This is a genomic window from Streptomyces sp. YIM 98790 (assembly GCF_011421595.1).
In the GTDB taxonomy this organism is placed as follows: domain Bacteria; phylum Actinomycetota; class Actinomycetes; order Streptomycetales; family Streptomycetaceae; genus Streptomyces.
The window spans coordinates 1-20,768 of record NZ_WTLH01000110.1; the positions used below are offsets into that span (position 1 = coordinate 1).

The window sequence follows — 20,768 nt, forward strand, 5'->3', positions numbered from 1 at the left end:
GCCGGTGTGCGCGCATGCCGCACACCCCGCCGCCTGCTGCGCCGGGCCGTCCGCGGCGGGCACGGACCCGTGCGCGGCGCCGGGGATCGGATGGTGGTCCAGCGGCTGCCCGCCGGCCGCCGCCGTCCCGCCGCACAGCAGCGCGGCGGCGGCGAACGCCATCAGCAGCACGCCGAGCAGGCGCCGCCCGGCGGACGCGTCCGCGCGCCCGCCGGTGCCGGCCGTCCGGGCCGCTGCCGCTGTCACCGCTGTCACCGGTGCCACCGCCGTCTCCTCCGTGTGCGACGATCCGGCGCCATGCTACGCCCGGCGCGGGCCGTGCGGCGCTCAGCGCCGGTAGGGGACCATCGGCAGTGGTCCGGTGACCAGCGCCGCCTTGGGCAGCGGCCGGATCACCGTGCCCGGCACCGGCTCCAGCCGCCACCGGGAGGCCACCGCGGCCAGGGTCAGCGTGGCCTCGGTGACGCCGAAGCCGTCTCCGGGGCATTTGCGGCTGCCCATGCCGAACGGGATCATCGCGCCGCGCGGCAGGTCCCCGGCCCGCTCCGGCAGCCAGCGGTCGGGGTCGAACCGTCCGGGCTCCGGGAACACCCGGGGATTGCGCCCCTGCATGTAGGGGCTGAACAGCACCGTGGACCCGGCGGGCAGCGGCATGCCGCCCAGTTCGGTGTCCTCGGTGGTGGTCCGGGTGAACAGCCAGCCCGGGGGATAGAGGCGCAGCACCTCGGTGAGGAACCGCTGGGTGCGGGGCAGCCGGGGCAGGTCGGCGATGCCGGGCTCCCGCCGGGCGGTGCCGCCGCCCAGCACACCGTCGAGCTCCTCACGCACCCCGCGGGCGGCGTCCGGCCGGCCCGCGAGTTCGTGGAAGGCCCAGGCCAGCACGCTGGCGGTGGTCTCGGTGCCGGCGACGAGCAGGGTCATGGCCTGGTCGCGGAGTTCGGTGACCGTGGGGCGGTAGCCGGCCGCCCCGGGCTCGCCGGCCGCCCCGCGATGGGCGGCCAGCAGCAGGGACATGAGACTGCCCTCCTCGTCCCCCTCCGCCGCGGCGTCCCCGTCCGCCGTCCCGGCCCTGTCGGTCCGGGCGGCGGCGGAGGCCCGCACGGTCCGCTCGATGACCTGCAGCAGGCTGTTCCGGGCATGCGCGAACCGCCGGTTGGCGCGGGTCGGCAGCTTCTCCGCCACCCCCAGCGGCGCGGTCATCCGCCGGTATATCCCTTCCAGCAGGACCGGCAGCGAGCGCTGCACCTCGGCCACGTCCGGGGCGGAGATCCGGGTGGCGAAGATCGAGCGCGCGGTCACCCGGGCGGTGAGCGCGGTGAGGGCGTCGCCGAGGTCCACCGGCCGCCCCTCCCGCAGGGAGCCGGACAGCACCTCGATCTCCTCGGACATCACGGCGGCGTACCGCGGCATCCGGGAGGGATGGAAGGCGGGCTGCACGAGCAGCCGCTGCTTGCGGTACTCCTCCCAGGAGGAGGTGAACAGGCCGTTGCCCACCAGCGGGCGGACCTTGTCGAAGAGCGGGCCGCCCTTGTCGAAGACCCGGGGCCGGAGCAGCACCTGGCGCACCAGCTCGGGGTGGCACGCCATGTGAGCCCGCTGCGGGCCGAGCCTGATCTCCACCAGGTCGCCGTGTGCGGGCAGGGAGTCGAGAAAGCCGAGCGGGTCACGCCTGAGCAGCAGGGCGTGGCCGAGCACGGGAAGAGCACCCGGGGCGGCGGCGCGGGAGAACTGCCGGCCACCGGACGCCGGGGCGTCGGTCGAGTACATCTGTGGCTCCTTCGGTTCTGGGCCGTCCGGGTTCCGGGCGGTCAGCGGGCGGCCGGGTGGTGCGGGGTGGGCCGGAGGCGGCTGACCGCCGCGGTGAGGCTCAGCCAGCCCGAGGTGGAGCCGTCCCAGACGTAGCCGTCACCGAAGTAGCGCGGGGTGAGATATTCGAACTCCTGGCTGCCGCCGATCACATGGTCGAGTCCGGTGAGGTACTCCCGGACGTCGGCACGCTCGCCCAGCGGCCCGGCGAGCACCTTGTCGCGGGCGGCGAGATAGGACCGCTCATGGTGCTCGACCATGGCGCACAGCCGGTGCACCGCCTCCTGGAGCGGCAGCCGTTCGTGGTCCCGGAGCACACCGAGCACGTTCATGGTGTCCTGGAGCGAGTGCTCCTTCCGCCAGGAGAGCAGGTCGTTGACCATGATGAGCTGACGCATGGCGTGCAGGTGCAGTTCGGCGAACGCCTCGGCGCAGTCGCCGGTGTCCACGGCCACGGCGTATTCGGTGAGCAGGATCAGGAACTCGCAGCCGAAGCTGTCCGTACGGACCGTTAGGTAGGTGTCGAAATCGGGGACTTCTCCCTTGTGCAGGTAGGGCACCTCGGTCGCGCAGCCGCGGAGAAAGGCGAGCAGGCTGTGCTGCAGCCGCCCGCGCTGCGCCGGGGACAGCCCCTCGCTTATTCGCCGCCAGAGGTCGGCGGCCGCGGTGGCGAAGGGGGAGGAGCCGTCCGGTGCCCCGCCGGGACCGAAGCTCTCCAGGATCTCCTCGAACACCCGGCGGGCCCCGTGCTCGCTGGCGCCCAGTGCCGTCCGGTCCCCGGTCAGCGTGTCGATGACGGTGACGTACTGGTAGAAGTCGGCGATGGCACGGGCCCGGTCGAAGGTGGCGGAGGGGGCGACCAGCGCGCCGTAGAGCCCGTTGCGCTGGCGCAGGAAGCGCAGCAGATGGTTCTCGCCGGCGAAGCAGTCACCGAGCCGGTCGCGCACCCAGCCGTTGGAGAGGATCTCGATCCTGGCCGCGTGCGGATGGTAGGCCCGGGGCAGCAGCCGGGGGAGTTCCGGCAGATAGAACTCCCTGGGCGGGGCCGGCGGATTTCCGTCCGTCCGGTCGGTACGTGACGCCGGGTACAGCGGGGTGGTGTTCATGAGTCTCTCCTCCTGCGGCTTCCCTGGATCGCTGGGTGCGTACGCTGCGCTGGGGTTGCGGTGGCGACGGGGACGGCGGGGAGCGGGCGGGGGCCGGGCCGCGGGGGCCGCGGCGGTCACGCGGTGCGGGCGGTCGCGGCACGGGCGATGCGCCGCAGCAGGCCGGTGGCGGCCGGCGGGAAGGCGGCACCGCGCAGGGCCCGCAGCGCGGCCCGGTACCGGTCCTGGATCATACGCTCGACCTCGGCCCGGGCCCCGGTGTCGACCAGCACGCTGCGGATGGCGTCGGCCTCGCGGTCGCCCAGGTCGGGCCGGCCCACGAGCCGGCGCAGCCGGCCGCGCTGGGCGGGGGTGGCGCGCCGCAGGGCCAGGGCGAGCAGCACGGTGGCCTTGCCGTCGCGCAGGTCGTCGGTGGCGGGCTTGCCGGTGTCGGCCGGGTCGCCGAAGACTCCGAGCAGGTCGTCGCGGAGCTGGAACGCCTCGCCGACCGGCATGGCGAAGGCGGTGCAGGCGTCGAGCACCGTCCGGTCGGCGTCGCCCAGCAGTGCGCCCAGGTGCAGCGGCCGTTCGACGGTGTACTTGGCGGTCTTGAGCCGGACCACCTCCAGGGCCTGGCCCGGATCGGCCGCCGGGTGGCCGGTGACCAGCAGGTCCAGATACTGGCCGTGCATGGTCTCGCCGCGCATGGTGTCCACCAGGGCGAGCGCGGCGGGCAGCCGGGCGGGAGGCAGGCCGGCCCGGTGCAGCAGTTCGTCGGACCAGGCCAGCAGCAGATCGCCGGCGAGCAGGGCGGCGTTGACGCCGAACCGTTCCGGGCCGGCGGCGGAGCCGGTCTCCGGGCCGGCCGGGCAGCCGGAGTCCTCCGGGGAGACCGGGAAGCCCGGTGAGTCCGCGACGTCCGGTGAGTCCGGGACGTCCGGTGAGTCCGGGAAGAGGTGTTCCCGGTGCCGCAGCGCCAGGGTGCGGTGCAGGCTGGGCCGGCCGCGCCGCATGGCGCTGCCGTCCATCAGATCGTCGTGGACCAGGGCGAAGGCGTGGAACAGCTCCAGCGAGGCGGCGGCGCGCAGCACGGCGGCGCGGTCGCCGTGCCCGCCGGCCGCGTGCCAGCCGGAGAGGCAGAGCAGCGGCCGAAGCCGCTTGCCGCCGGTGAAGAGGAAGCCTCGGAGGGTCTCCACCAGCGGCCGCAGCCGGGGGCCCGCGGTACGGATCTTCTCCGCCACGAACCCGGTGAGCACGGCGTCCACCGCCCGTTTCGCCTCCGCCAGGTCAAGGGGGTCCCCGGGGTCCGGGACCGCCGTGCCCTCCGGGGGATCGGAGCCCCCGGGACTCGTGAGTGGTGTGGTCGCGGTGGCGGTGAATGTGCTCATGCGCCCGGCCTCCTCCACATCTGTCACCTCACGGCGAGGTGGAGTGCCGACCGCCGGGAACTGACGGGCGGCCACTCTGAGCAGCACAGAAGCCCTATCCGGCGAGAGCGCGTGACAATCCTGGTAATGCCGCTCAGTCACACCTTTGGCCACAACTTGGTGTGCCGGGCGGCGCGTGGGGCGGGCCCCGCACCGAGAACCGCGCCTGCCGGTCGCCTAACGCACAACGCGCAACCGCCGTGGGCGCAGACCGGCGCCGAGCAGCTCACCCCGTGCCTTGGTCAGCACCGCCTCCGCTCCGCACCGAGTGGCCAGCTCAACGCCCTGATAGAGGTGATCGGCCGCCAGATGCGGTTTGCCGGCCCGGCGCAGCGCCGCTCCCAGCTCCACCTGTGCGTCCGCGTATTCGTGTTCCGCGGGCGACCGTGCGAATTCGGCCACCGAGGCGCGAAGCGTTTCCACCCGCTGCCGCGGATCCTCCTCCAGGCGCGCCGCCATGAGCAGCGCCTCGCCCTTGGCCGTGGCCGTTCCGAACCGCTGGGCACGGCGCAGCGCGTCCTCCGCGAGCTGCTGGGCATGCGCTTCGTCGGTGGCCCCGGTGGCCAGCGCGAGATGCGACAGCCAGGGACACCAGACGGTGTTGTGCATGCCCCGCGCGTCCAGGCGCCGGCCGACCTCGGCGAGGTCCTCGGCCGCCTCCTTGTGCATGCCCTGCGCCAGCAGCAGTCTGCCGTGCACCGTGCGGGCGTCGGGAATGGTGACCGCCGAGGGGAAGGGCCCGCCGAAGCCGTGCCGGACGGCCAGCTCCCCGGCCGTGGCGACATGGCCGCGGGTGATGAGGATCTCGATCAGCGCTCCCGCGGCATACCAGTGCGCGTGCGTCCTGCTCCCGGTCCGGTCGGCCAGCCGCAGACCCGCGCGCACGAAGTCCTCGCCGTCGGCCAGCCGTCCCCGCCGGAACCGGATGTATCCCAGCAGGGTGTAGCCGAGCGACAGGTGGACGCCGCGCCAGCCCTGCCGCTCGTACTCCGCTATCCCGTCCGAGTACATCTGCTCGGCCATGTCGGCCCGGTCGCAGTAGAGGAAGGTCAGGGCCACCAGCGACGGGACCTCGAAACCCCAGTCCTCGTCGGTCCACCGCAGGCCGTTTCCCAGCGCCCGCTCCGCGAAGTCGAGCGCCACCTCGGCGGGCTCGCCGCGCACCATGGCGTCCCAGGCGCGCAGCCCGAAGAGATACCGTTCGGTGCGGTCCCGGCCGGTCAGCCGGTGCGCGAGCTGGGCGAGCCAGCGGGACCGGGCCGGTGCTCCGTCGTCGTCCGCGGTGAACACCGCCTGCATGAAATGCTCGGTGTGCAGCCTGAGCCGGATCCGTGAATCCCCGGCCACCTGGGCCTCTTCCGCCATGAGCCGGGCCGCCTCGGCCAGCATGTCGCAGTGCGACAGGGCCCGCGCCAGCCGGATCACGATCTTGACCCGGAGGTCCGGGGCCAGGTCCGGTTCCGCCAGCGCCGCCTGCAGGTGGTGGACGGTGACCAGCGGATCGCGGAGCAGGGCCGGGGCGCCGAGCTCGTAGCGCACCACGGCGCGCAGCGGTGGCGGCGGGTCCTCGCGCAGCGCGCGTTCCAGGCAGCGGCGGGCCGACTCCGGCGCGCCCGCCCGGACGTACTCGCGGGCCGCCTCCAGCAACTGCCCGGCCACCCACTCGTCGCCCTCGGGGTGGGTCTCCAGCAGATGCCGCGCGGCCGAGGTGGCGCCGTGCCCGGCCGCCACCAGCTCCCAGGCGGCCTCGCCGTGCATGGCCACCCGCATCCCGCCGGGGATGGCCCGGTAGACCGCGGTGGCCACCAGAGGATGCTGGAACTCCAGGGTCTCGGCGTGCTTGAGGATGCGTCCGGCGCGCAGTTCCTCGACCGCCTTGGGCAGATCGGCCGGGCCCAGCCCGGCCAGCGAGGCGGCCAGCTCCTCCGGCGCCTCGTTGCCCAGCACGGCCACCGCCCAGGCCAGCCGGGCGGCCTGGGAGCTCATCCGCTGCAGCTGGTCGGCCAGCCCGCTGTCCTGGATGGCCGCGGCCATGTCCCGCAGCACCGGGATGTTCTCCTGCCGGGGAGCCAGCTTGCGGTCGCGGACCTTGGCGGCCAGTTCCACGGCGCGGAACGGCAGCCCGGCGGTGACCACCCATGCCTCGCGGCAGAATTCGTCGTCCGGATCGACACCCACCGTGGTGCCGGTCAGCACGTCCCGCATCACCTGGGCGATGCCCACCGGGGTGAGCGGGGCCAGGTCCATGGGGCGCTGCGGATTGCGCTCCAGCACATCGCCCAGGGCCGCGGCCTCCTCGGGCAGTTCGTCGTGCCGGTAGGCGATGGTGATCAGCAGGGTCAGGTCCTCCACCCGGGAGGCGAAGCCGGCCAGCCAGTCCAGGGACTCGGCGTCCGCCCAGTGCGCGTCGTCCACCAGCAGCACCAGTGGGCCGCGCTGGGTGGCGAGATGGGTGACCACCCAGTCCAGGCCGTCCCGCACACCCTGCGGGTCGGGCGCCGGGCCCGCGCCGGAGGGCAGCAGACCGAGGGTGAGGCCGACGATCTCGTACCAGTTGCCCAGCAGTTCCTCGCGCTCCTGCTGGGAGCAGCGGGCCAGCAGCGGCTGGAAGAGCTGGCGCAGCACATGGAAGGCCATGTGCTGCTCGCGCTCGCCGCCGCGGGCGGTGAGGGTGACGCAGCCGCGCTCGTCGGCCAGGTCGCGGACGTGCGAGAGCATGGTCGTCTTGCCCACTCCGGCCGGGCCGGTGAAGGCGAGCAGGCTGCCGCGGCGCCGCCCGCGGGCTGCCGGGCCCTGGCCGGGCACCTTGGTCAGCTCCTCCAGCGCGGCGCGCACGGTGACGAGTTCGTTCTCCCGTTCCAAGGTGCGCAGGGGCATGCGGGCGTCCCGCGCGGCGCCGTCCAGGACCGCCCCTGGGCCCGTCCGGTCCGGTTCTGTCACTGGGCGAACCCCTTTCGGCGTTTCACGGCTCGCTGCCCGTTGACTCATGGTGCGGTAGCTGACGGTGCGGAATGTGACCGTACGACCGTTTTACGGCAGCACGGCGGAAGTTGACCAGACCTCGGCCTGGCGAGAACGAGGCTGTCGCATCCTCGTAGCGTATAGCCGGGAAGTTGACAGCCGGGACTGCTTTGCCGGTCCTGCCCATGCGGCTGGTTGTTGAGCCCTATACTGCCCCGCCGCTCGGACCCGTTTCCGCCGGCGGGCGCATCGGGGGAGGCCGGCGGCGTGCCCGGCGGTGCGGACGAGGCCGGCCCGCCCCGGTCGCGGTGATGCCGATCACGCGGCAGGCCCGCTGCGGCTGCTGATGCGAGTGGGGTGCGCGGGGCGCACGGACCGCTCCCGGGCGCCGGTCTGCCGGTGCTGTCCGGGGTCGGGCCTGGCACGGTTCCCCTGCTCCCGCGCCACCCGCGGCAGCCTCCCGGTGGAGATCGTCGTCGAGTGCGCCCGGCGGGGCCGCGGCGGGCGGTGCGCGGGGTGCGTGCGGGGAGGGAACGTGCTGGAACGGTGACCGAACCAGGACTGTCCGGGGCTCGTATCCGTACCCGGCCCGCGGGTAGGGTCACCCGCCATGGGAGACGTCTCCACACTTGTGATCGCCGTCGCCGCAACCGCCGCGGCCTCCGCCGTGCTGGGCTGGTTCCTGCGCTCCTGGGCCGCCGACCGTGCGCTCCGGCGCAACCAGCGCTTCTACGGGCTGCCGGACAACTCGGAATGCCTGCTGGTGGTGAGCCGGGACTCCGGCGCGGACGCCGCCGTGGCCCGCAACGACGTCTTCGCCCTGCTGGAACTCGCCGCGGTGGTGAAGAACTGTCGTGCACACGCCCAGGTGATATCGGGCGAGGCGGCCCGCCAGGGCTTCGGCGAACGCACCGAGTTCTGCATCGGCGGGCCGATGGCCAACCGCCGGATGGCGGCCCATCTGCACTCGCTGCTGCCGGGCATCTCCGTCAGCACCGACTCGACGCCGGGCCCCGACCGCGGCGCCTTCCTCATCGGCACCGAGCGCTACCGGCTGGAGAACGGCTCGGTGGAGCATGTGCTGCTGGCCCGGCTCACCGCCGGCCAGGAGGGCCGGCCCGTCTTCCTGATCTGCGGCCAGCGGTCCGTCACCCACCAGGCCGCCTCCCGCTACCTGGCCAAGCACCACGCCCGGCTGGCCCGCCGGCACGGCACCGGCGGCAACTTCGTGCTGCTGCTCCGGGTGGTCAACTCCCAGGCGTACGGACCCGATGTGGTGGAGCTGGTCGGGGACGTCACCCGGCAGGCCACCACCGCCCGCCCGAAGGTCCCGGCACCGGCCGGCAAGGACTGAACCCTTCCCTCCCGGACTCTTCCCTTCCGCCCGCTCCCTGCTCCTCCCCCGCCCTTTCTCCCCGGAGGGGGGAGTTCAGATCTCGGCGGCCTCGGCGTAGACCCGCGACAGCTCCGGGCTGCCGCCGTCCGCCCACTGCCGCCCGGCGGCGACCGCGTCCACGGCCCGGCCGGAGGCCAGCTCCACCACCGGACCGCCGTCCGGACCGCGCACCCAGCGCGCCCCCGGCAGCGTGCGCACCAGAACCGTGCCCAGATACAGGCCGGCGTCATTGCCCAGCCACGGCAGCTCCTCCGGGTCGTCCCGCCAGCGGGGGAGCAGCTGGTCCAGGTCCTCCAGGGAACCGGGGGAGTCGTCCAGCAGCACCCCGGCCGACTGCGCCCGGGCCCGCAGCAGTTCGCACTCGGCGAGGAGTTCCGCCACCCCGTCCGGGTCCGCCCAGGCGCCCGTGGGCGGGGCGGGCGGGCGGCCGCGCCGGCGGTCCAGGCGCCAGTTGTCCAGAAACGGGAGCTTCATGCCTCTCAGGGTGGCACCCCGGGGGACCGGCCGGTAGCCGGACGCGTCGCACGGGGATACAGATCCGGTGACGAATCCGGACCCGATCCGTGTCCGCCCGGCCCGCGCCGCCGGGCTCAGCGGTCCAGGTCGACCACCACCGGGGCGTGGTCCGAGGCGCCCTTGCCCTTGCGCTCCTCCCGGTCCACATAGGCGTCCTTCACCGCGCCGCGGAACGCCGCGTTCGCGTAGACCAGGTCGATCCGCATGCCCCGGTTCTTGGGGAAGCACAGCTGCCGGTAGTCCCAGTAGGTGAACGGCCGGTCGTACTTCAGCGGGCGCGGCATCAGATCCGACAGCCCGGTGCGCTGCAGCTCGGTCAGTGCCGCGCGCTCGGCGGGGGTGATGTGCGTGGCGCCCTCGAAGGCGGTGATGTCGTACACGTCGGTGTCCTCCGGAGCGATGTTGAAATCGCCCAGCACCGCGAACGGGGCCTCGCCGGCCGCGTCCGCCGCCACCGCGTCCCGCAGGGCGGCGAGCCACTCCAGTTTGTAGGCGTAGTGCGGATGGCCCACCTCGCGGCCGTTGGGCACATAGACCGACCAGACCCGGACCCCGCCGCACACCGCGCTGATCGCCCGGGGCTCGACCGCGCCGTCATAGGCGGGGCCGCCGGGCAGGCCCGGCCGGACATCGGACAGGCCCACCCGGGAGAAGACCGCCACGCCGTTCCACCGGCCGGCGGCGTTGACCGCGGACTCGTAGCCCAGATCCCGCAGCGCGGCCTCGGGGACGGCCTCGGGCGCGCACTTCAGCTCCTGCACACAGAGCACGTCCGTGCCGGTGCTCTCCAGCCAGGCCAGCAGCCTGGGCAGCCGCACAGTGATCGAGTTGACGTTCCAGGTGGCGATGCGCATGGGACTCTCCGGCGGACGGCGCGGCTGGGGCTCAGGGGTGAGGGGCGGAAGGGGAAGGGGCTCCGGGGCCCGGCCTCGGGGGCTTCAGAGGGCGGCGGACTCGCCGGGCGCCAGCCGGGCGTACTCGGCGCCGCCCGTGCCCGGGCCCTGCGGGCCGAAGTTCCGGCCGTAGACCAGGTGGCCGGCGTCACTGAGCAGGCCGTCGTGCACGGGGAAGGCCCGCTCCGGCGCCACCTCGCGCACATAGTCCAGCACCTCGGAGAACTTGTTCCACGGCGCGTGCACCGGCAGCAGCAGGGTGGAGACCGGGCGGCCGGGCACGGTCAGCGCATCCCCCGGGTGGAAGACCGGGCCGGCCGGGCCCTGCGGCGACTGCACCACATAACCGACATTGGTGATCCGGGGCATGTCCGGGTGGATCACGGCGTGCAGCTCGCCGTGCACCTCCACCTCGAAGCCCGCCGCGGTGAAGGTGTCGCCCTTGCCGACCGTGTGCACCCGGCCGGGGAAGGCGGCGGCCATCTGCCCGGCGACGCTCCGCAGCGTCCACAGCTCCGCGGCCGGATTGGCCTCCAGCGCGGCGCGCAGCCGGCCCTCGTGGAAATGATCCGGGTGCTCGTGGGTCACCAGCAGTGCGTCGGCCCCGGCCGCCGCGTCCTCCTCGCTGAACGCGCCGGGATCGATCGCGAGCGTGCGCCCGCCCTCGGTGATCCGGACGCAGGCGTGTCCCTTCTTGGTCAGCTCCATGCGGCCATTCTGCTACGCCCGACTGACACCACCCCGCCGCACCACCCCGCCGCACCGTCCGGCACCGCACCGTCCGGCACCGCACCGGCACCGCCCCGCGCCGGCCGCGAGCCGGGCGCCGCGGCGTGCGGTGCGCACAAAGCGGGCGCTCAGCACAGTACGGGCGGCCCTCGGCGCCGCACGGCCGGTGCGGTGCGCGGCCAGGCTTGTGACCTTGTGCCCTGCGGCCCGCCCGGGGCCCGCCGCACCCGCCCGGTGTCCGCCGGGCGGGCAGTGCGGCCGCACAGGCCACTGTGCCGCTGCACAGTGCCGCTCATTACTCGTTGGTCATCCGCAGCGATTCGGCGGCCGGGCATGGACCGGGGGGCGGCGGCGGTGCTGGGGTGTGGCGCACAGCAGGTCGAGGGCGCCGACGCGGGCGCCCCGTGAACGCTCATGGAAGGGGGTGCCGATGGGAGCCGCCGCACTGCGCGTGCAAGGGCTGAGCGCCGGATACGGCCCGGTGCACGCGCTGTCCGGAGTCACCGTGGAGGTGCCCGAGGGCGCCGTCACCGCCGTACTCGGCGGCAACGGGGCCGGAAAGTCCACACTGCTCCGGGCGATATCCGGAACCCTGCGGTTCCACGGCGGCGCGATCACGGCCGGCACCGTCGAATTCGCCGGGCAGCGGCTGGACGGCCGCGGTCCCGCCCGGATCGTGGCCGCCGGGATTGTGCAGGTGCCCGAGGGCAGGCAGGTCTTCGCCCGGATGACCGTGGCGGACAATCTGCGCGCCGGGGCCCTGGGCGCGCGCGGTGGCCGGGCCGGTGAACGCAAGGCCCGGGAGCGCGTGCTGGAACTCTTCCCGGTGCTGGCGGAACGGGCCCGGCAGCGGGCCGGTCTGCTCTCCGGCGGGGAGCAGCAGATGCTGGCCATGGGCCGGGCGCTGATGGCCGGGCCCAGGCTGCTGCTGCTGGACGAGCCCTCGCTCGGTCTGGCACCGATGATGGCCGCCCGGATCGCGGACACCGTCCGCGAGATCAACTCCCAGGGCACCTCGGTGCTCCTGGTGGAACAGAACGCCGCGCTGGCGCTGAAGGTGGCCACCCACGCGGTGGTGCTGGAGAACGGCGCGGTGGCGCTGTCCGGCACCGCGGCCGAACTCGCCGCCAGCGACGAGGTCCGCCGCCGCTACCTGGGCGTCGGCCACGAGTCCGGCAGCGAGGACGCCGCCGCCGGTGCCGCCGTCTCGGCGGCGCACGCGACCGGTGCCCCGCCCACCCTGCGCAGGTGGTCGGCATGACGGACACACCCACCACGCCGGACGCGCCCGCGGTGCGGCCCGGCACCGGCGGGAACACCGCAGCGGCCCCGCCCGCGCTGGAGGTGAGCGGGCTGACCGTGCGGTTCGCCGGCCTCACCGCCCTGGACAAGGTCTCCTTCACCGTCGAACCCGGCTCCATCCACGCCGTCATCGGCCCCAACGGTGCCGGCAAGTCGACCTGCTTCAACGTGCTGTCCGGTGTCTACCGGGCGACCGAGGGCAGCGTCCGGCTCGGCCCGCACGAGCTGACCCGGATGGCGCCGGAGCGGATCGCCGCACTGGGCGTGGCCCGCACCTTCCAGAACCTGGCGCTCTCCGAGCACAGCAGCGTGGCCGACACCCTCATGGTCGGCCGGCACCGGCTGACCCGCACGGGCTTCCTGGGCTCCGGGCTGCGGCTGCCGGCCGCGCGCCGCGAGGAGGCCCGGCACCGGGAGCGGATGCGCGAGATCGCCGCCTTCCTCGGTCTGGAGAAGTACCTCGGCTTCCCCGCCGGGGTGCTGCCCTACGGCCTGCAGAAGCTGGTCGAACTCGGCCGGGCGCTGTGCATGGAGCCCGAGGTGCTGCTGCTGGACGAGCCGATCGCCGGCATGACGCCGGAGGAGCGGCGCCACGCGTCCGCGGTCGTCGCCTCGGTCCGGGAGAACCTCGGCATCTCCGTGCTGCTGGTGGAACACGACATGGGAGTGGTGATGCGGCTCGCGGACACCGTGACCGTCCTGGACTTCGGCCGGAAGATCGCCGAGGGCACGCCGGACCAGGTCCAGAACGACCCCGAGGTGGCCCGTGCCTACCTCGGCTCCAACGGCGACGGCGACCCGGCCACCTCATTCGACGGCGGCCGTGACGGCGCCCCGGACGACACAGGAGCGGCCTCATGACCGTCTTCTCCGAACTGCTGATCATCGGGGTCTCGCTCGGCTCGGTGTACGCGCTGATCGCCCTCGGCTTCGTGATCATCTTCAAGTCCACCGAGGTGGTGAACTTCGCCCACGCCTCCCTGCTGCTGGCCGGCGGCTACGCGGCCGTGCAGGCCCGTGAGCACATGCCGTTCTGGCTCGCGCTGCTGGTCGGCGTGGCGGCCGCCGCGGTGCTCGGCATGCTGCTGGAGTTCCTGGTGATCCGGCGCTACCGGGGCCGGGACCACAGCGTGCTGGCCATCGTCACCATCGGCCTGGACATCGTGCTGATCACCGAACTCGCCCGGCGGATCGGCCCGGAGATCTTCAGCTACCGGGACCCGTGGGGCAACAAGCTGATCCACCTGGGCGAACTGACCATCCCGCAGACCCGGGTGGCCGCCCTGATCACCGCCGCCGCGCTGATCGGCATCTTCCTGCTGGCCTTCCGCTTCACCTCCTGGGGCGTGTCCATGCGGGCCGCCGCCGAACACCGGGAGACGGCCGCGCTGATGGGCATCCGGCTGGGCTGGGTGTCCGCCTCCGCCTGGGCGGTGGCCGGGGCGCTGGCCGCGGTGGCCGCGCTCTTCCTGTCCGTCTTCCCCACCACCGGCCTGGACCGGGACACCGGGCTCGTCGCCCTCAAGGCGTTCCCGGCGGCCATCATCGGCGGCCTGGACTCCACCACCGGAGCCCTGGTCGGCGGCCTGATCGTCGGCATCACCGAGGCCATGGCCACCGGCTACCAGAAGGACCTGTCCTTCCTGGGCAGCGGGATCGGGGAACTCGCCCCCTACCTGGTGATGGTGCTGGTGCTGCTGGCACGCCCGGCCGGCCTGTTCGGAACGAGGGAGCTGTCCCGTGTCTGAACCGCTGACCGAGTCCCGGACCACGCCGGGCGGCCCGCCGCCCGCCGCCCCGGCCCCGCCCGGCACCCCCGGCCGCCCGGCTCCGTCCGGCCCCGGCCGGCTGAGCGGCCTGCGCCGCCGGCTGCCCTGGGCGCTGCCGGTGGCCGGCTCCCTGATCCTGCTGGCCCTGCCGTTCTACCTGGAGGCGTTCTGGCTGCGTGCCGGACTCTTCGCCATGGCCGCGGCCATCGGTGCCATCGGGCTGAACCTGCTGACCGGCTCCACCGGCCAGCTCTCCCTGGGCCACTCCTTCTTCCTGGCCGTGGGGGCCTACGGCTACTGCGTGTTCGCCGGCGACCCGGACGGCACCACGGTCGGCTGGGGGCTGCCCCCGCTGCTGGCCATGGTGCTGGCGGTGCTGCTGGCCGGGGTGGCGGGCGGTGTCTTCTCGCCCATCGCCGGACGGCTGCGCGGCGCCTACCTGGGCATCGCCACCCTGGCGCTGATCTTCATCGGCCAGCACGTGCTGTTCAACGCCAAGGACCTCACCGGCGGCTTCAACGGCCGCGCGGTGCCGGTGCTGGAGTTCTTCGGCCTCTCCTTCGACAACGAGAAGGTCCTGGTGGGCGGGGTGCCCTTCACCGCCGTCGAGAAGCTCTGGTACCTGGGCCTGGTGCTGCTGGCCGGGTGCGCGCTCTTCGCCGTCGGCGTGCTGAAGTCCCGCCCCGGCCGGGCCATGAACGCCATCCGCGACCACCGGATCGCGGCCGGCGTGATGGGCATCCCGGTGGCCCGCTACCGGGGCGCCGTCTTCGTCCTCTCCTCGATGTACGCAGGACTGGCCGGAGTGCTGCTGGCGCTGGTCTTCCAGCGCACCGTGCCGGGCTACTTCGGCATCACCCTGGCCCTGACCTACCTGGCCATGATCGTCATCGGCGGTCTGGGCTCGGTCGGCGGAGCCGTGCTGGGCGCCGCGTTCGTCACCCTCATCCCGCAGATCCTGACCCGCTACAGCGAGTCCCTGCCGCTGATCTCCGCACCCGGAACCGGCGGTGTCGCACCGGGCGAGGCCGCCGAGCTGCTCTACGGGGCGGCCGTGGTCGCGGCGGTGCTGTTCCTCCCGGGGGGTCTGGTCCGGCTCCCGCTCCTCCTGCGCATGCGCCGCGAGGCGCGGCGGCGGACCAAGAACCCCACAGCAGACGTCACCAGGAACATGGAGGTTCCGACATGAGCAGTAACCGCAGAGTTCCCGCCGCCGCGGTGGCCGCGGCCACGGCACTGGCGCTCGCCCTGACGGCGTGCAGCAGCAAGGCCGAGGACGAGGACGAGGGCGGCTCCGGCGGCAGCGAGACCAGCGGCGAGCTCGAGACCGGGGCGGGTGTCACCGACTCCACCATCACCCTGGGTGCGCTGACCGACATGACCGGCCCCTACGCCACCCTGGGCGCCAGCATCACCCAGGTCCAGCAGATGTACGTCAAGGAGGTCAACGCGGCCGGCGGCGTCTGCGAGCGGGACCTCGCCCTGGAGGTGCGGGACCACGGCTACGACCCGGAGAAGGCGATCTCCGCCTACAACGAGCTGCAGCCGAACGTCCTGGCCTTCCCGCAGTTCATCGGCTCGCCCTATGTGACGGCCGTGAAGGACCAGGTGGACGGCACCGACCAGGTGCCGATCGTGGCCCAGGCCTGGACCGCCTCCCTGCTGGGCAGCCCGTACATCCACATGGTCGGCGCCACCTATGACGTGGAGACCATCAACGCCATCGACTTCCTGGTCAGCGAGCACGGTCTGGCCGAGGGCGACAAGATCGGCCAGATCTACTTCGAGGGCGACTACGGCGAGAACGCCCTGGAGGGGGCCGAGTACGCCGCCGAGCAGCTCGGCCTGACCGTGGTCGAGCAGATGATCAAGCCGACCGACGAGGACATGACCGCGCAGGTCAGCGCCCTGGCCCAGGAGCAGGTGTCGGCGATCGTGATCAGCGCCGGCCCGCGCCAGGCCGCGTCCATCGCGGGCGTGGCCGCCGCCATCGGCCTGGAGGTGCCGATCATCGGAAACAACTCGGCCTTCGCCCCGCAGCTGCTGGCCACCGAGGCCGCCCCGGCCCTGCTGAACAACTTCTACATCGCCGCCTCCACTCTGCCGGTCGGCGACGAGGCGGCCAAGGAGGTGGCCGACAGCTACCTCGCGGAGTACCCGGACGCCACCCTGGACAACGGTGTGCTGGCGGGCTACAACGCCATCGACGTCATCGTGCAGGCCGCGCAGGCCGCCTGTGACGCGGGCAAGCTGACCCGGGAGGGCGTGTCCGAGGCGCTGGCCGGCATGACCGCGGTCCAGGGCATCGGCGTGACGCACGACTTCTCCGACCCGGCCAACCCCTCCACCCTGGAGTCGGTGATCCTCAAGCCGGACGCCGAGGCGCCGGGCGGCATGGTCGCCCACCGCGAGGCCGCCGTCTCCGACCTGGCGGCGTCCTTCCCCCGCGAGTAACCCCCGGCCCGCTCCGGTCAGCCGTGGCCCGGCCCGCCGCCCGCCTCACCGGGCGGCGCCCGCCGGGCCACGGCCCTGCCCGCGGTCCGGACGGTCGATGCCGAGGGTGACGGTGATCCCGGAGGTGGAGTGGAAGGCGGCCCGCCGCGGGTCCTCCGGCGGGGTGACGGTGATCCGGTCGAAGGGGTTGGACTCCTCGAAGTACAGGACCCACACCAGGGAGCCGTCGGCGGCGGTGCGGGCCGCGAACCCCTCGGCGCCGTAGGAGCCCTCGCCGCAGCACAGCGCGCCGCCCCCGGGCAGCTCCCTCCGGCGGGTGATGTCGATCGCGGTCACCCAGTCCGGGTCCGCGGAGAGCAGGGCGTCCAGGTCGAAGGGGTCCAGCAGCACCATCCCGTCGGGTGCCGCCGGGTCCAGCCGGGCGGCCAGGGACAGGCCGGTGGCCAGATACAGACCGTCCTTGATGGGCAGGGACTCCGCCGCCCACAGTTCACCGATGGCGCTCATCGCCGTCCTCCTTGCGGGCAGGGCGGACCCGGCCGTTCGGACAGGCCGGTGTTGGGCACCACGCCCCCGGCCCGCCGGTTGCGCGGGTCCCGGAACCGTTGCTGGAACTTCTCCTCCCAGGTCTTGCCGGTGGAGGAGTCCGGGAAGGGCGCGTTCGGATCGACCCGTTCGATCGGTACCCGGACTCCGGCCTCCCGGGCCGCGTCCAGCCGCCGGTTGTCATAGGTCACCAGCTGGCCGTCCCGCTCCATGACCCGCAGGGGGCCGGACCGGTCCCAGTCCCACTGGTTGTTGCGCATCTGCTCGGCGTAGTCGTTGGGGCTGATGGTGCGCTGGGAGAAGTTGATCTCACCGGCATCGACCCACTCCTGTTCCAGGCCGAGCGGGTCCGCCCAGGCCAGCGGGTTGCGCGGATAGGTGTACGGGTTGGGCGCGGGCTCCAGGCCCAGCGGGTCGGAGGTGGCGTAGCGGCCGGTCGCGGGGTCGTAGTGGCGGTGGTAGTTGTAGTGCCAGCCGGTTTCCGGGTCAGCGTACTGACCCGGGAAGCGCAGCGGGGTGCCGGCCGGGCCGGTGTGCCGCACCGAGCCCCACAGCGTGGACGTGCCCTGCCAGGCGGTCTCACCGGACGGATCGACCAGCCGGACCGGTGCCCCCACCAGGTCCGTGACGATGGCGTAGAACCGCCGGTCGGTCTCGTCCCGGCCGCCGCCGTCGGTGGTGCCGCCGGCCGGGCGGTGTTCGGACTGCACCAGCGGGTACAGCCCCCGGTGATCCCAGGTGAGGGTCACCGGACCGGCCGGACCGGCCGGGGCGGCCCCGTCGTCGCCGGTCAGCTCCGTGGACTGCTCCACCATGGTGCTGGCGTGCCAGGTGAAGACCGTCCGCTCGGCCACCGCCTCGCCGTCGGCGGTCAGCCGCTCCTTGGCCGTGCGGCGGCCGAAGGCGTCGTACCGGTACCGCCAGCGGGTGCCGTCCGGGGTGACCACCTGCACCAGCCGGCTGTCCGAGTCCCAGGTGTAGCGCCAGGTCTCCGGCTTGCGGGAGAGCCGGACGCGCTGCCGCATCACGGTGCGTCCCGCCGCGTCGTGCACATAGCGGGTGCTGCCGGCCCGGGTGAGCAGGGTGCCGCTGTACTCGCGCTCCCCGGCGGCGTCCGGCACCGCGCCGCCCGCGCCGGTCCAGTGGGCGGTGCGCTGATTGCCGCAGTCGTCGTAGGTGTAGGTCTCCCGTCCGTGCGGCGAGGAGGCCTGCGTGACCCGGCCCAGCGGGTCCAGCGTGTAGTCGGTGGTACCGGTCTCGTCGGTGACCGAGGACGGGGTGCCGTCCGCCCGGTAGGCGTAGCCGCGCCGGTGCAGGGCCGGCCCGTGCCGCCGCGCGGCCGCCGCGGCTGCCGGGACCGGCGGCTGCGCGGGAGCGAGCAGCTCGGCGGTGAGCCGGCCGGCCGGGTCCCAGGTGTGGGTGTGCACCAGCCGGCCGTCGATGACCCGGCTGGTCTCGCGGCCGGCCGGATCGTGGTCGAAGGCCAGGGTGTGCCCGCCGGTGGTGAGCGTGCGGGGACGGCCCGCCGGGTCGTAGTCCCAGGCGCTGGTGTGGCCGCTGGGCGTGACCCGGAGGGTGAGGCGGTCCAGCGGGTCGTGCCGCAGGGACAGGGTCCGGCCGTTGACCGTCTCGGCCGTCAGGTTGCCCAGCACGTCGTAGGTGCGGGAGAGTTCCACACCGGGCGAGGTGGCCCGCACCACGCGGCCCGCCGGGTCGTAGCCGTACTCGGTGACCGTGCCGTCCGAGCCGGCCCGCCGGATCAGCCGGTCCAGCGGGTCGTACAGGTAGGACAGGGTCTGGCCGGCGGGGGTGCGGCGGGTCGTCACCCGCCCGGCCGGATCGCGGGTCCAGACGGTGGTCCGGCCGTCGAAGTCGGTCTCGGCGACGATCCGCCCGGCCGCGTCGTAGTCGTAGCGCCAGGTGCGGCCCGCCGGGTCGGTGACGGCCAGCAGGTTGAGCTCGGTGTCCCGGGCGAAGGTGTAGGTGACTCCGTCCGGGCCGGTCTGCGAGGCGGGCTGACCGAAGGGGCCGTAGGTGTAACGGGTGGTTCCGCCGCCCGCGTCGGTGTGGGCCAGGAGGTTGCCGTCCTCGTCCCACTCCCAGGTTTCCGTGCCGCCCAGGGGGTCGACGCGGCGCAGCGGCCGGCCGCCCGGCGTCCATTCGGTCCTGGTCTCGGCGCCGAGCGGGTCGATCAGGGCGGTGACCTGTCCGAAGGTGTCCCGGCGGTGCCGGGTGGTCTCGCCCAGCGGATCGGTCACGGCCAGGGGCAGACCGGCGGCGTCGCAGCGGACGCGGGTGGTGCCGCCCAGGGGGTCGGTGAGGGTCTCCAGCCCGCCGTGCGGGTCATAGGTGTACCGGAAGGTGTTCCCGGCCGGGTCCTTGAGCACGGTGCGGTTGCCGCGGCTGTCGTAGGCCTGTTCCCAGGTGGCGCCGTCCGCGGCGGTGTAGGACGTCAGCAGGCCCAGGTCGTTGTACTCGCAGCGGATGCGGTGCCCGTCGGGGCGGATGAGGACGGCCAGGTTGCCGGCGTCGTCGTACGCGTAGCGGGTGGTGCGGCCCAGGGGGTCGGTGACGGCGGCCGGCCGGTCGTAGCGGTCCCATTCCCGTCGGGTGGTGTTGCCCAGCGGGTCGGTCTCGGCGATGAGCTGGAAGCTGTCGTTGAACTGGTAGACGGTGGCATGGCCGAGGCTGTTGACGGCGGTGGTGCGGTTGTTCTCGGTGTCGTAGTGGTAGCGGTACTCCAGCGCCCGGCCGGTGCCGGTGGTGAACACGCAGCGGCCCGCGTCGTCGTATGCGTACCGGTACCAGCCGCCGGTCCGGTCCTCCCAGCGGACCACGCGGGAGTGGTCGTCGTAGTCGAGGACCAGCGGGAGGCCGGAGTTGTTGTAGATCCGGGCGAGGTTGCCGGCCGCGTCGTAGTCATAGGTGACCAGCACCGGCTCCTCGGGATCGGACACCAGCCGCAGCGAGGTGACCCGGTCGTCGTACACGGCCACGCCGATCCGGTAGCCGCCGGAGTGGCTGACCTCGAACGGGTCGCCGTGCTCGGTGTAGTGGAAATCGATGCGGTTGGCATTGCGGTCGGTGATCGCGGTGACCGGAAGTTCGTGGCCGGGGCGGCCGGGGACCGGGGAGAACCGCAGGGTGCGGCCGGTCTCCGGCTGGTGGACGGTGAGCGGGCCGCCGGGCCGGCCGTCCCAGGACAGACCCCAGCGGGGACCTTCGACCGGCATGACGGGGTGGCCGGGGTCGGGCAGCGGCACGGGGTAGAGCAGCACCATGCCGTCGTCGGTGAAGAACCGGACCTCGTCGTGGCCGAGCTGCAGCCGCTGGTCGAGGGTGGAGGTCCAGGAGGGGCCGAAGTACCGGCCGTCGCAGTAGCCCGAGACATGGTGCCGCTCGATGACCAGGGGCAGCACGCCGGGCAGCTCGGCATCCACGCCCGACATGAGCAGTTCGCCGGTCGCCAGATCGACCGGGTCGCCGCAGCCGTTGCGCTTGAGGAACTTCACCGCCTGCTGGCGGAACTTCCTGCCCAGTCCCCTGGCGCCGGTCGCCAGTGCCTTCATCCCCGATTTGATGCCCTTGAGGAGTCCGGCGGCGGTGGTGAGGCCCTTCATGCCCGGAATGCAGTCAAGTGCCGCAAAAGCGACGTCCCAGAGCGATGCCTCGCCGTTGGCGTATTTGATCAAGGTGTCGGCGAGGACGATGAGGGCGGCGGCGAGGACGAGGAGGGCGAGGGGGCCGCCGATGATCATGGCGATGATGCCGACGACGGCGACGATGATCTTGCAGACGTTGACGATGGTGTCCCAGTTGTCGACGACCCAGTCGACGGCCTTCTGCCACCACTTCTTGTTCTGCATGCCCGCGTCGGAGGCTTC

The 20,768-nt window shown here is 73.5% G+C and carries 15 protein-coding genes and 1 pseudogene; 6 read left to right on the forward strand and 10 right to left on the reverse strand.

Going from position 1 to position 20,768, the window contains the following annotated elements; all coding sequences use genetic code 11:
- The 5 genes and pseudogenes from GQS09_RS18070 to GQS09_RS18090 form a co-directional block, all read right to left on the reverse strand.
- Nucleotides 1-264: pseudogene (locus GQS09_RS18070) on the reverse strand (hypothetical protein); the annotation flags it as partial.
- Nucleotides 265-327: 63 nt separating this feature from the next.
- Complete coding sequence (locus GQS09_RS18075; RefSeq protein ID WP_165987503.1) at nucleotides 328-1,767, reverse strand: cytochrome P450; 1,440 nt, start codon at nucleotides 1,765-1,767, stop codon at nucleotides 328-330.
- A gap of 41 nt (nucleotides 1,768-1,808) precedes the next feature.
- Complete coding sequence (locus GQS09_RS18080) at nucleotides 1,809-2,912, reverse strand: terpene synthase family protein (RefSeq protein WP_165987505.1); 1,104 nt, start codon at nucleotides 2,910-2,912, stop codon at nucleotides 1,809-1,811.
- Nucleotides 2,913-3,028: 116 nt separating this feature from the next.
- Complete coding sequence (locus tag GQS09_RS18085; RefSeq protein WP_165987507.1) at nucleotides 3,029-4,279, reverse strand: polyprenyl synthetase family protein; 1,251 nt, start codon at nucleotides 4,277-4,279, stop codon at nucleotides 3,029-3,031.
- A 216-nt stretch (nucleotides 4,280-4,495) separates the two neighbouring features.
- On the reverse strand, nucleotides 4,496-7,195 hold the full coding sequence (locus GQS09_RS18090) for an AAA family ATPase (protein ID WP_165987509.1): 2,700 nt from the start codon (nucleotides 7,193-7,195) through the stop codon (nucleotides 4,496-4,498).
- 694 nt (nucleotides 7,196-7,889) lie between these two features.
- Between GQS09_RS18090 and GQS09_RS18095 the strand changes: the two genes are divergently transcribed.
- On the forward strand, nucleotides 7,890-8,633 hold the full coding sequence (locus GQS09_RS18095; protein WP_165987511.1) for a hypothetical protein: 744 nt from the start codon (nucleotides 7,890-7,892) through the stop codon (nucleotides 8,631-8,633).
- A 75-nt stretch (nucleotides 8,634-8,708) separates the two neighbouring features.
- Here GQS09_RS18095 and GQS09_RS18100 read toward each other — a convergent pair whose 3' ends face one another.
- The 3 genes from GQS09_RS18100 to GQS09_RS18110 all read right to left on the reverse strand — a co-directional run bounded on the left by GQS09_RS18100 (nucleotide 8,709) and on the right by GQS09_RS18110 (nucleotide 10,792).
- Nucleotides 8,709-9,149, reverse strand: a complete 441-nt coding sequence (locus tag GQS09_RS18100; protein ID WP_165987513.1) for a DUF6278 family protein — start codon at nucleotides 9,147-9,149, stop codon at nucleotides 8,709-8,711.
- 116 nt (nucleotides 9,150-9,265) lie between these two features.
- Nucleotides 9,266-10,045, reverse strand: coding sequence for an exodeoxyribonuclease III (locus GQS09_RS18105; protein ID WP_165987515.1), 780 nt, complete (start codon nucleotides 10,043-10,045; stop codon nucleotides 9,266-9,268).
- An 84-nt stretch (nucleotides 10,046-10,129) separates the two neighbouring features.
- A complete protein-coding gene (locus GQS09_RS18110; RefSeq protein ID WP_165987517.1) occupies nucleotides 10,130-10,792 on the reverse strand; it encodes an MBL fold metallo-hydrolase in 663 nt (220 codons plus the stop codon).
- Between the two features lie 451 nt (nucleotides 10,793-11,243).
- Here GQS09_RS18110 and GQS09_RS18115 point away from each other — a divergent pair, with 451 nt between their 5' ends.
- From GQS09_RS18115 to GQS09_RS18135, 5 genes are read left to right on the forward strand one after another with little or no spacing between them, the layout of a single operon-like run.
- Entirely contained in the window at nucleotides 11,244-12,074 is an 831-nt protein-coding gene (locus GQS09_RS18115; protein ID WP_165987519.1) for an ABC transporter ATP-binding protein, read from the forward strand.
- Nucleotides 12,071-12,976 carry an ABC transporter ATP-binding protein gene (locus tag GQS09_RS18120; protein WP_165987521.1) on the forward strand — a complete coding sequence of 302 codons (906 nt, stop codon included), beginning with the start codon at nucleotides 12,071-12,073 and terminating at the stop codon, nucleotides 12,974-12,976. Before GQS09_RS18115 ends, GQS09_RS18120 begins: the two co-directional genes overlap by 4 nt.
- Nucleotides 12,973-13,863, forward strand: coding sequence for a branched-chain amino acid ABC transporter permease (locus GQS09_RS18125; RefSeq protein WP_165987523.1), 891 nt, complete (start codon nucleotides 12,973-12,975; stop codon nucleotides 13,861-13,863). Before GQS09_RS18120 ends, GQS09_RS18125 begins: the two co-directional genes overlap by 4 nt.
- Nucleotides 13,856-15,073 (forward strand): branched-chain amino acid ABC transporter permease, encoded by a 1,218-nt coding sequence (locus GQS09_RS18130; protein ID WP_399552557.1) that lies wholly within the window; start codon nucleotides 13,856-13,858, stop codon nucleotides 15,071-15,073. The genes GQS09_RS18125 and GQS09_RS18130 overlap by 8 nt, the downstream gene beginning before the upstream one ends.
- Complete coding sequence (locus GQS09_RS18135) at nucleotides 15,070-16,338, forward strand: ABC transporter substrate-binding protein (RefSeq protein WP_165987525.1); 1,269 nt, start codon at nucleotides 15,070-15,072, stop codon at nucleotides 16,336-16,338. The genes GQS09_RS18130 and GQS09_RS18135 overlap by 4 nt, the downstream gene beginning before the upstream one ends.
- A 45-nt stretch (nucleotides 16,339-16,383) precedes the next feature.
- On the opposite strand, the gene GQS09_RS18140 is transcribed toward GQS09_RS18135, so the two are convergent.
- Both GQS09_RS18140 and GQS09_RS18145 read right to left on the reverse strand, forming a co-directional pair.
- Complete coding sequence (locus GQS09_RS18140; protein ID WP_165987527.1) at nucleotides 16,384-16,845, reverse strand: hypothetical protein; 462 nt, start codon at nucleotides 16,843-16,845, stop codon at nucleotides 16,384-16,386.
- Nucleotides 16,842-20,750, reverse strand: coding sequence for an RHS repeat-associated core domain-containing protein (locus GQS09_RS18145; protein WP_165987529.1), 3,909 nt, complete (start codon nucleotides 20,748-20,750; stop codon nucleotides 16,842-16,844). The genes GQS09_RS18140 and GQS09_RS18145 overlap by 4 nt, the downstream gene beginning before the upstream one ends.
- Nucleotides 20,751-20,768: the final 18 nt, after the last annotated feature.

What these genes read in the sequence shown, in the direction of transcription:
- GQS09_RS18075 (WP_165987503.1), bottom strand. Translation starts at nt 1,767, where the DNA reads ATGTACTCGACCGACGCCCCGGCGTCCGGTGGCCGGCAGTTCTCCCGC.
- GQS09_RS18080 (WP_165987505.1), bottom strand. Translation starts at nt 2,912, where the DNA reads ATGAACACCACCCCGCTGTACCCGGCGTCACGTACCGACCGGACGGAC.
- GQS09_RS18085 (WP_165987507.1), bottom strand. Translation starts at nt 4,279, where the DNA reads ATGAGCACATTCACCGCCACCGCGACCACACCACTCACGAGTCCCGGG.
- GQS09_RS18090 (WP_165987509.1), bottom strand. Translation starts at nt 7,195, where the DNA reads ATGCCCCTGCGCACCTTGGAACGGGAGAACGAACTCGTCACCGTGCGC.
- GQS09_RS18095 (WP_165987511.1), top strand. Translation starts at nt 7,890, where the DNA reads ATGGGAGACGTCTCCACACTTGTGATCGCCGTCGCCGCAACCGCCGCG.
- GQS09_RS18100 (WP_165987513.1), bottom strand. Translation starts at nt 9,149, where the DNA reads ATGAAGCTCCCGTTTCTGGACAACTGGCGCCTGGACCGCCGGCGCGGC.
- GQS09_RS18105 (WP_165987515.1), bottom strand. Translation starts at nt 10,045, where the DNA reads ATGCGCATCGCCACCTGGAACGTCAACTCGATCACTGTGCGGCTGCCC.
- GQS09_RS18110 (WP_165987517.1), bottom strand. Translation starts at nt 10,792, where the DNA reads ATGGAGCTGACCAAGAAGGGACACGCCTGCGTCCGGATCACCGAGGGC.
- GQS09_RS18115 (WP_165987519.1), top strand. Translation starts at nt 11,244, where the DNA reads ATGGGAGCCGCCGCACTGCGCGTGCAAGGGCTGAGCGCCGGATACGGC.
- GQS09_RS18120 (WP_165987521.1), top strand. Translation starts at nt 12,071, where the DNA reads ATGACGGACACACCCACCACGCCGGACGCGCCCGCGGTGCGGCCCGGC.
- GQS09_RS18125 (WP_165987523.1), top strand. Translation starts at nt 12,973, where the DNA reads ATGACCGTCTTCTCCGAACTGCTGATCATCGGGGTCTCGCTCGGCTCG.
- GQS09_RS18135 (WP_165987525.1), top strand. Translation starts at nt 15,070, where the DNA reads ATGAGCAGTAACCGCAGAGTTCCCGCCGCCGCGGTGGCCGCGGCCACG.
- GQS09_RS18140 (WP_165987527.1), bottom strand. Translation starts at nt 16,845, where the DNA reads ATGAGCGCCATCGGTGAACTGTGGGCGGCGGAGTCCCTGCCCATCAAG.
- GQS09_RS18145 (WP_165987529.1), bottom strand. Translation starts at nt 20,750, where the DNA reads ATGCAGAACAAGAAGTGGTGGCAGAAGGCCGTCGACTGGGTCGTCGAC.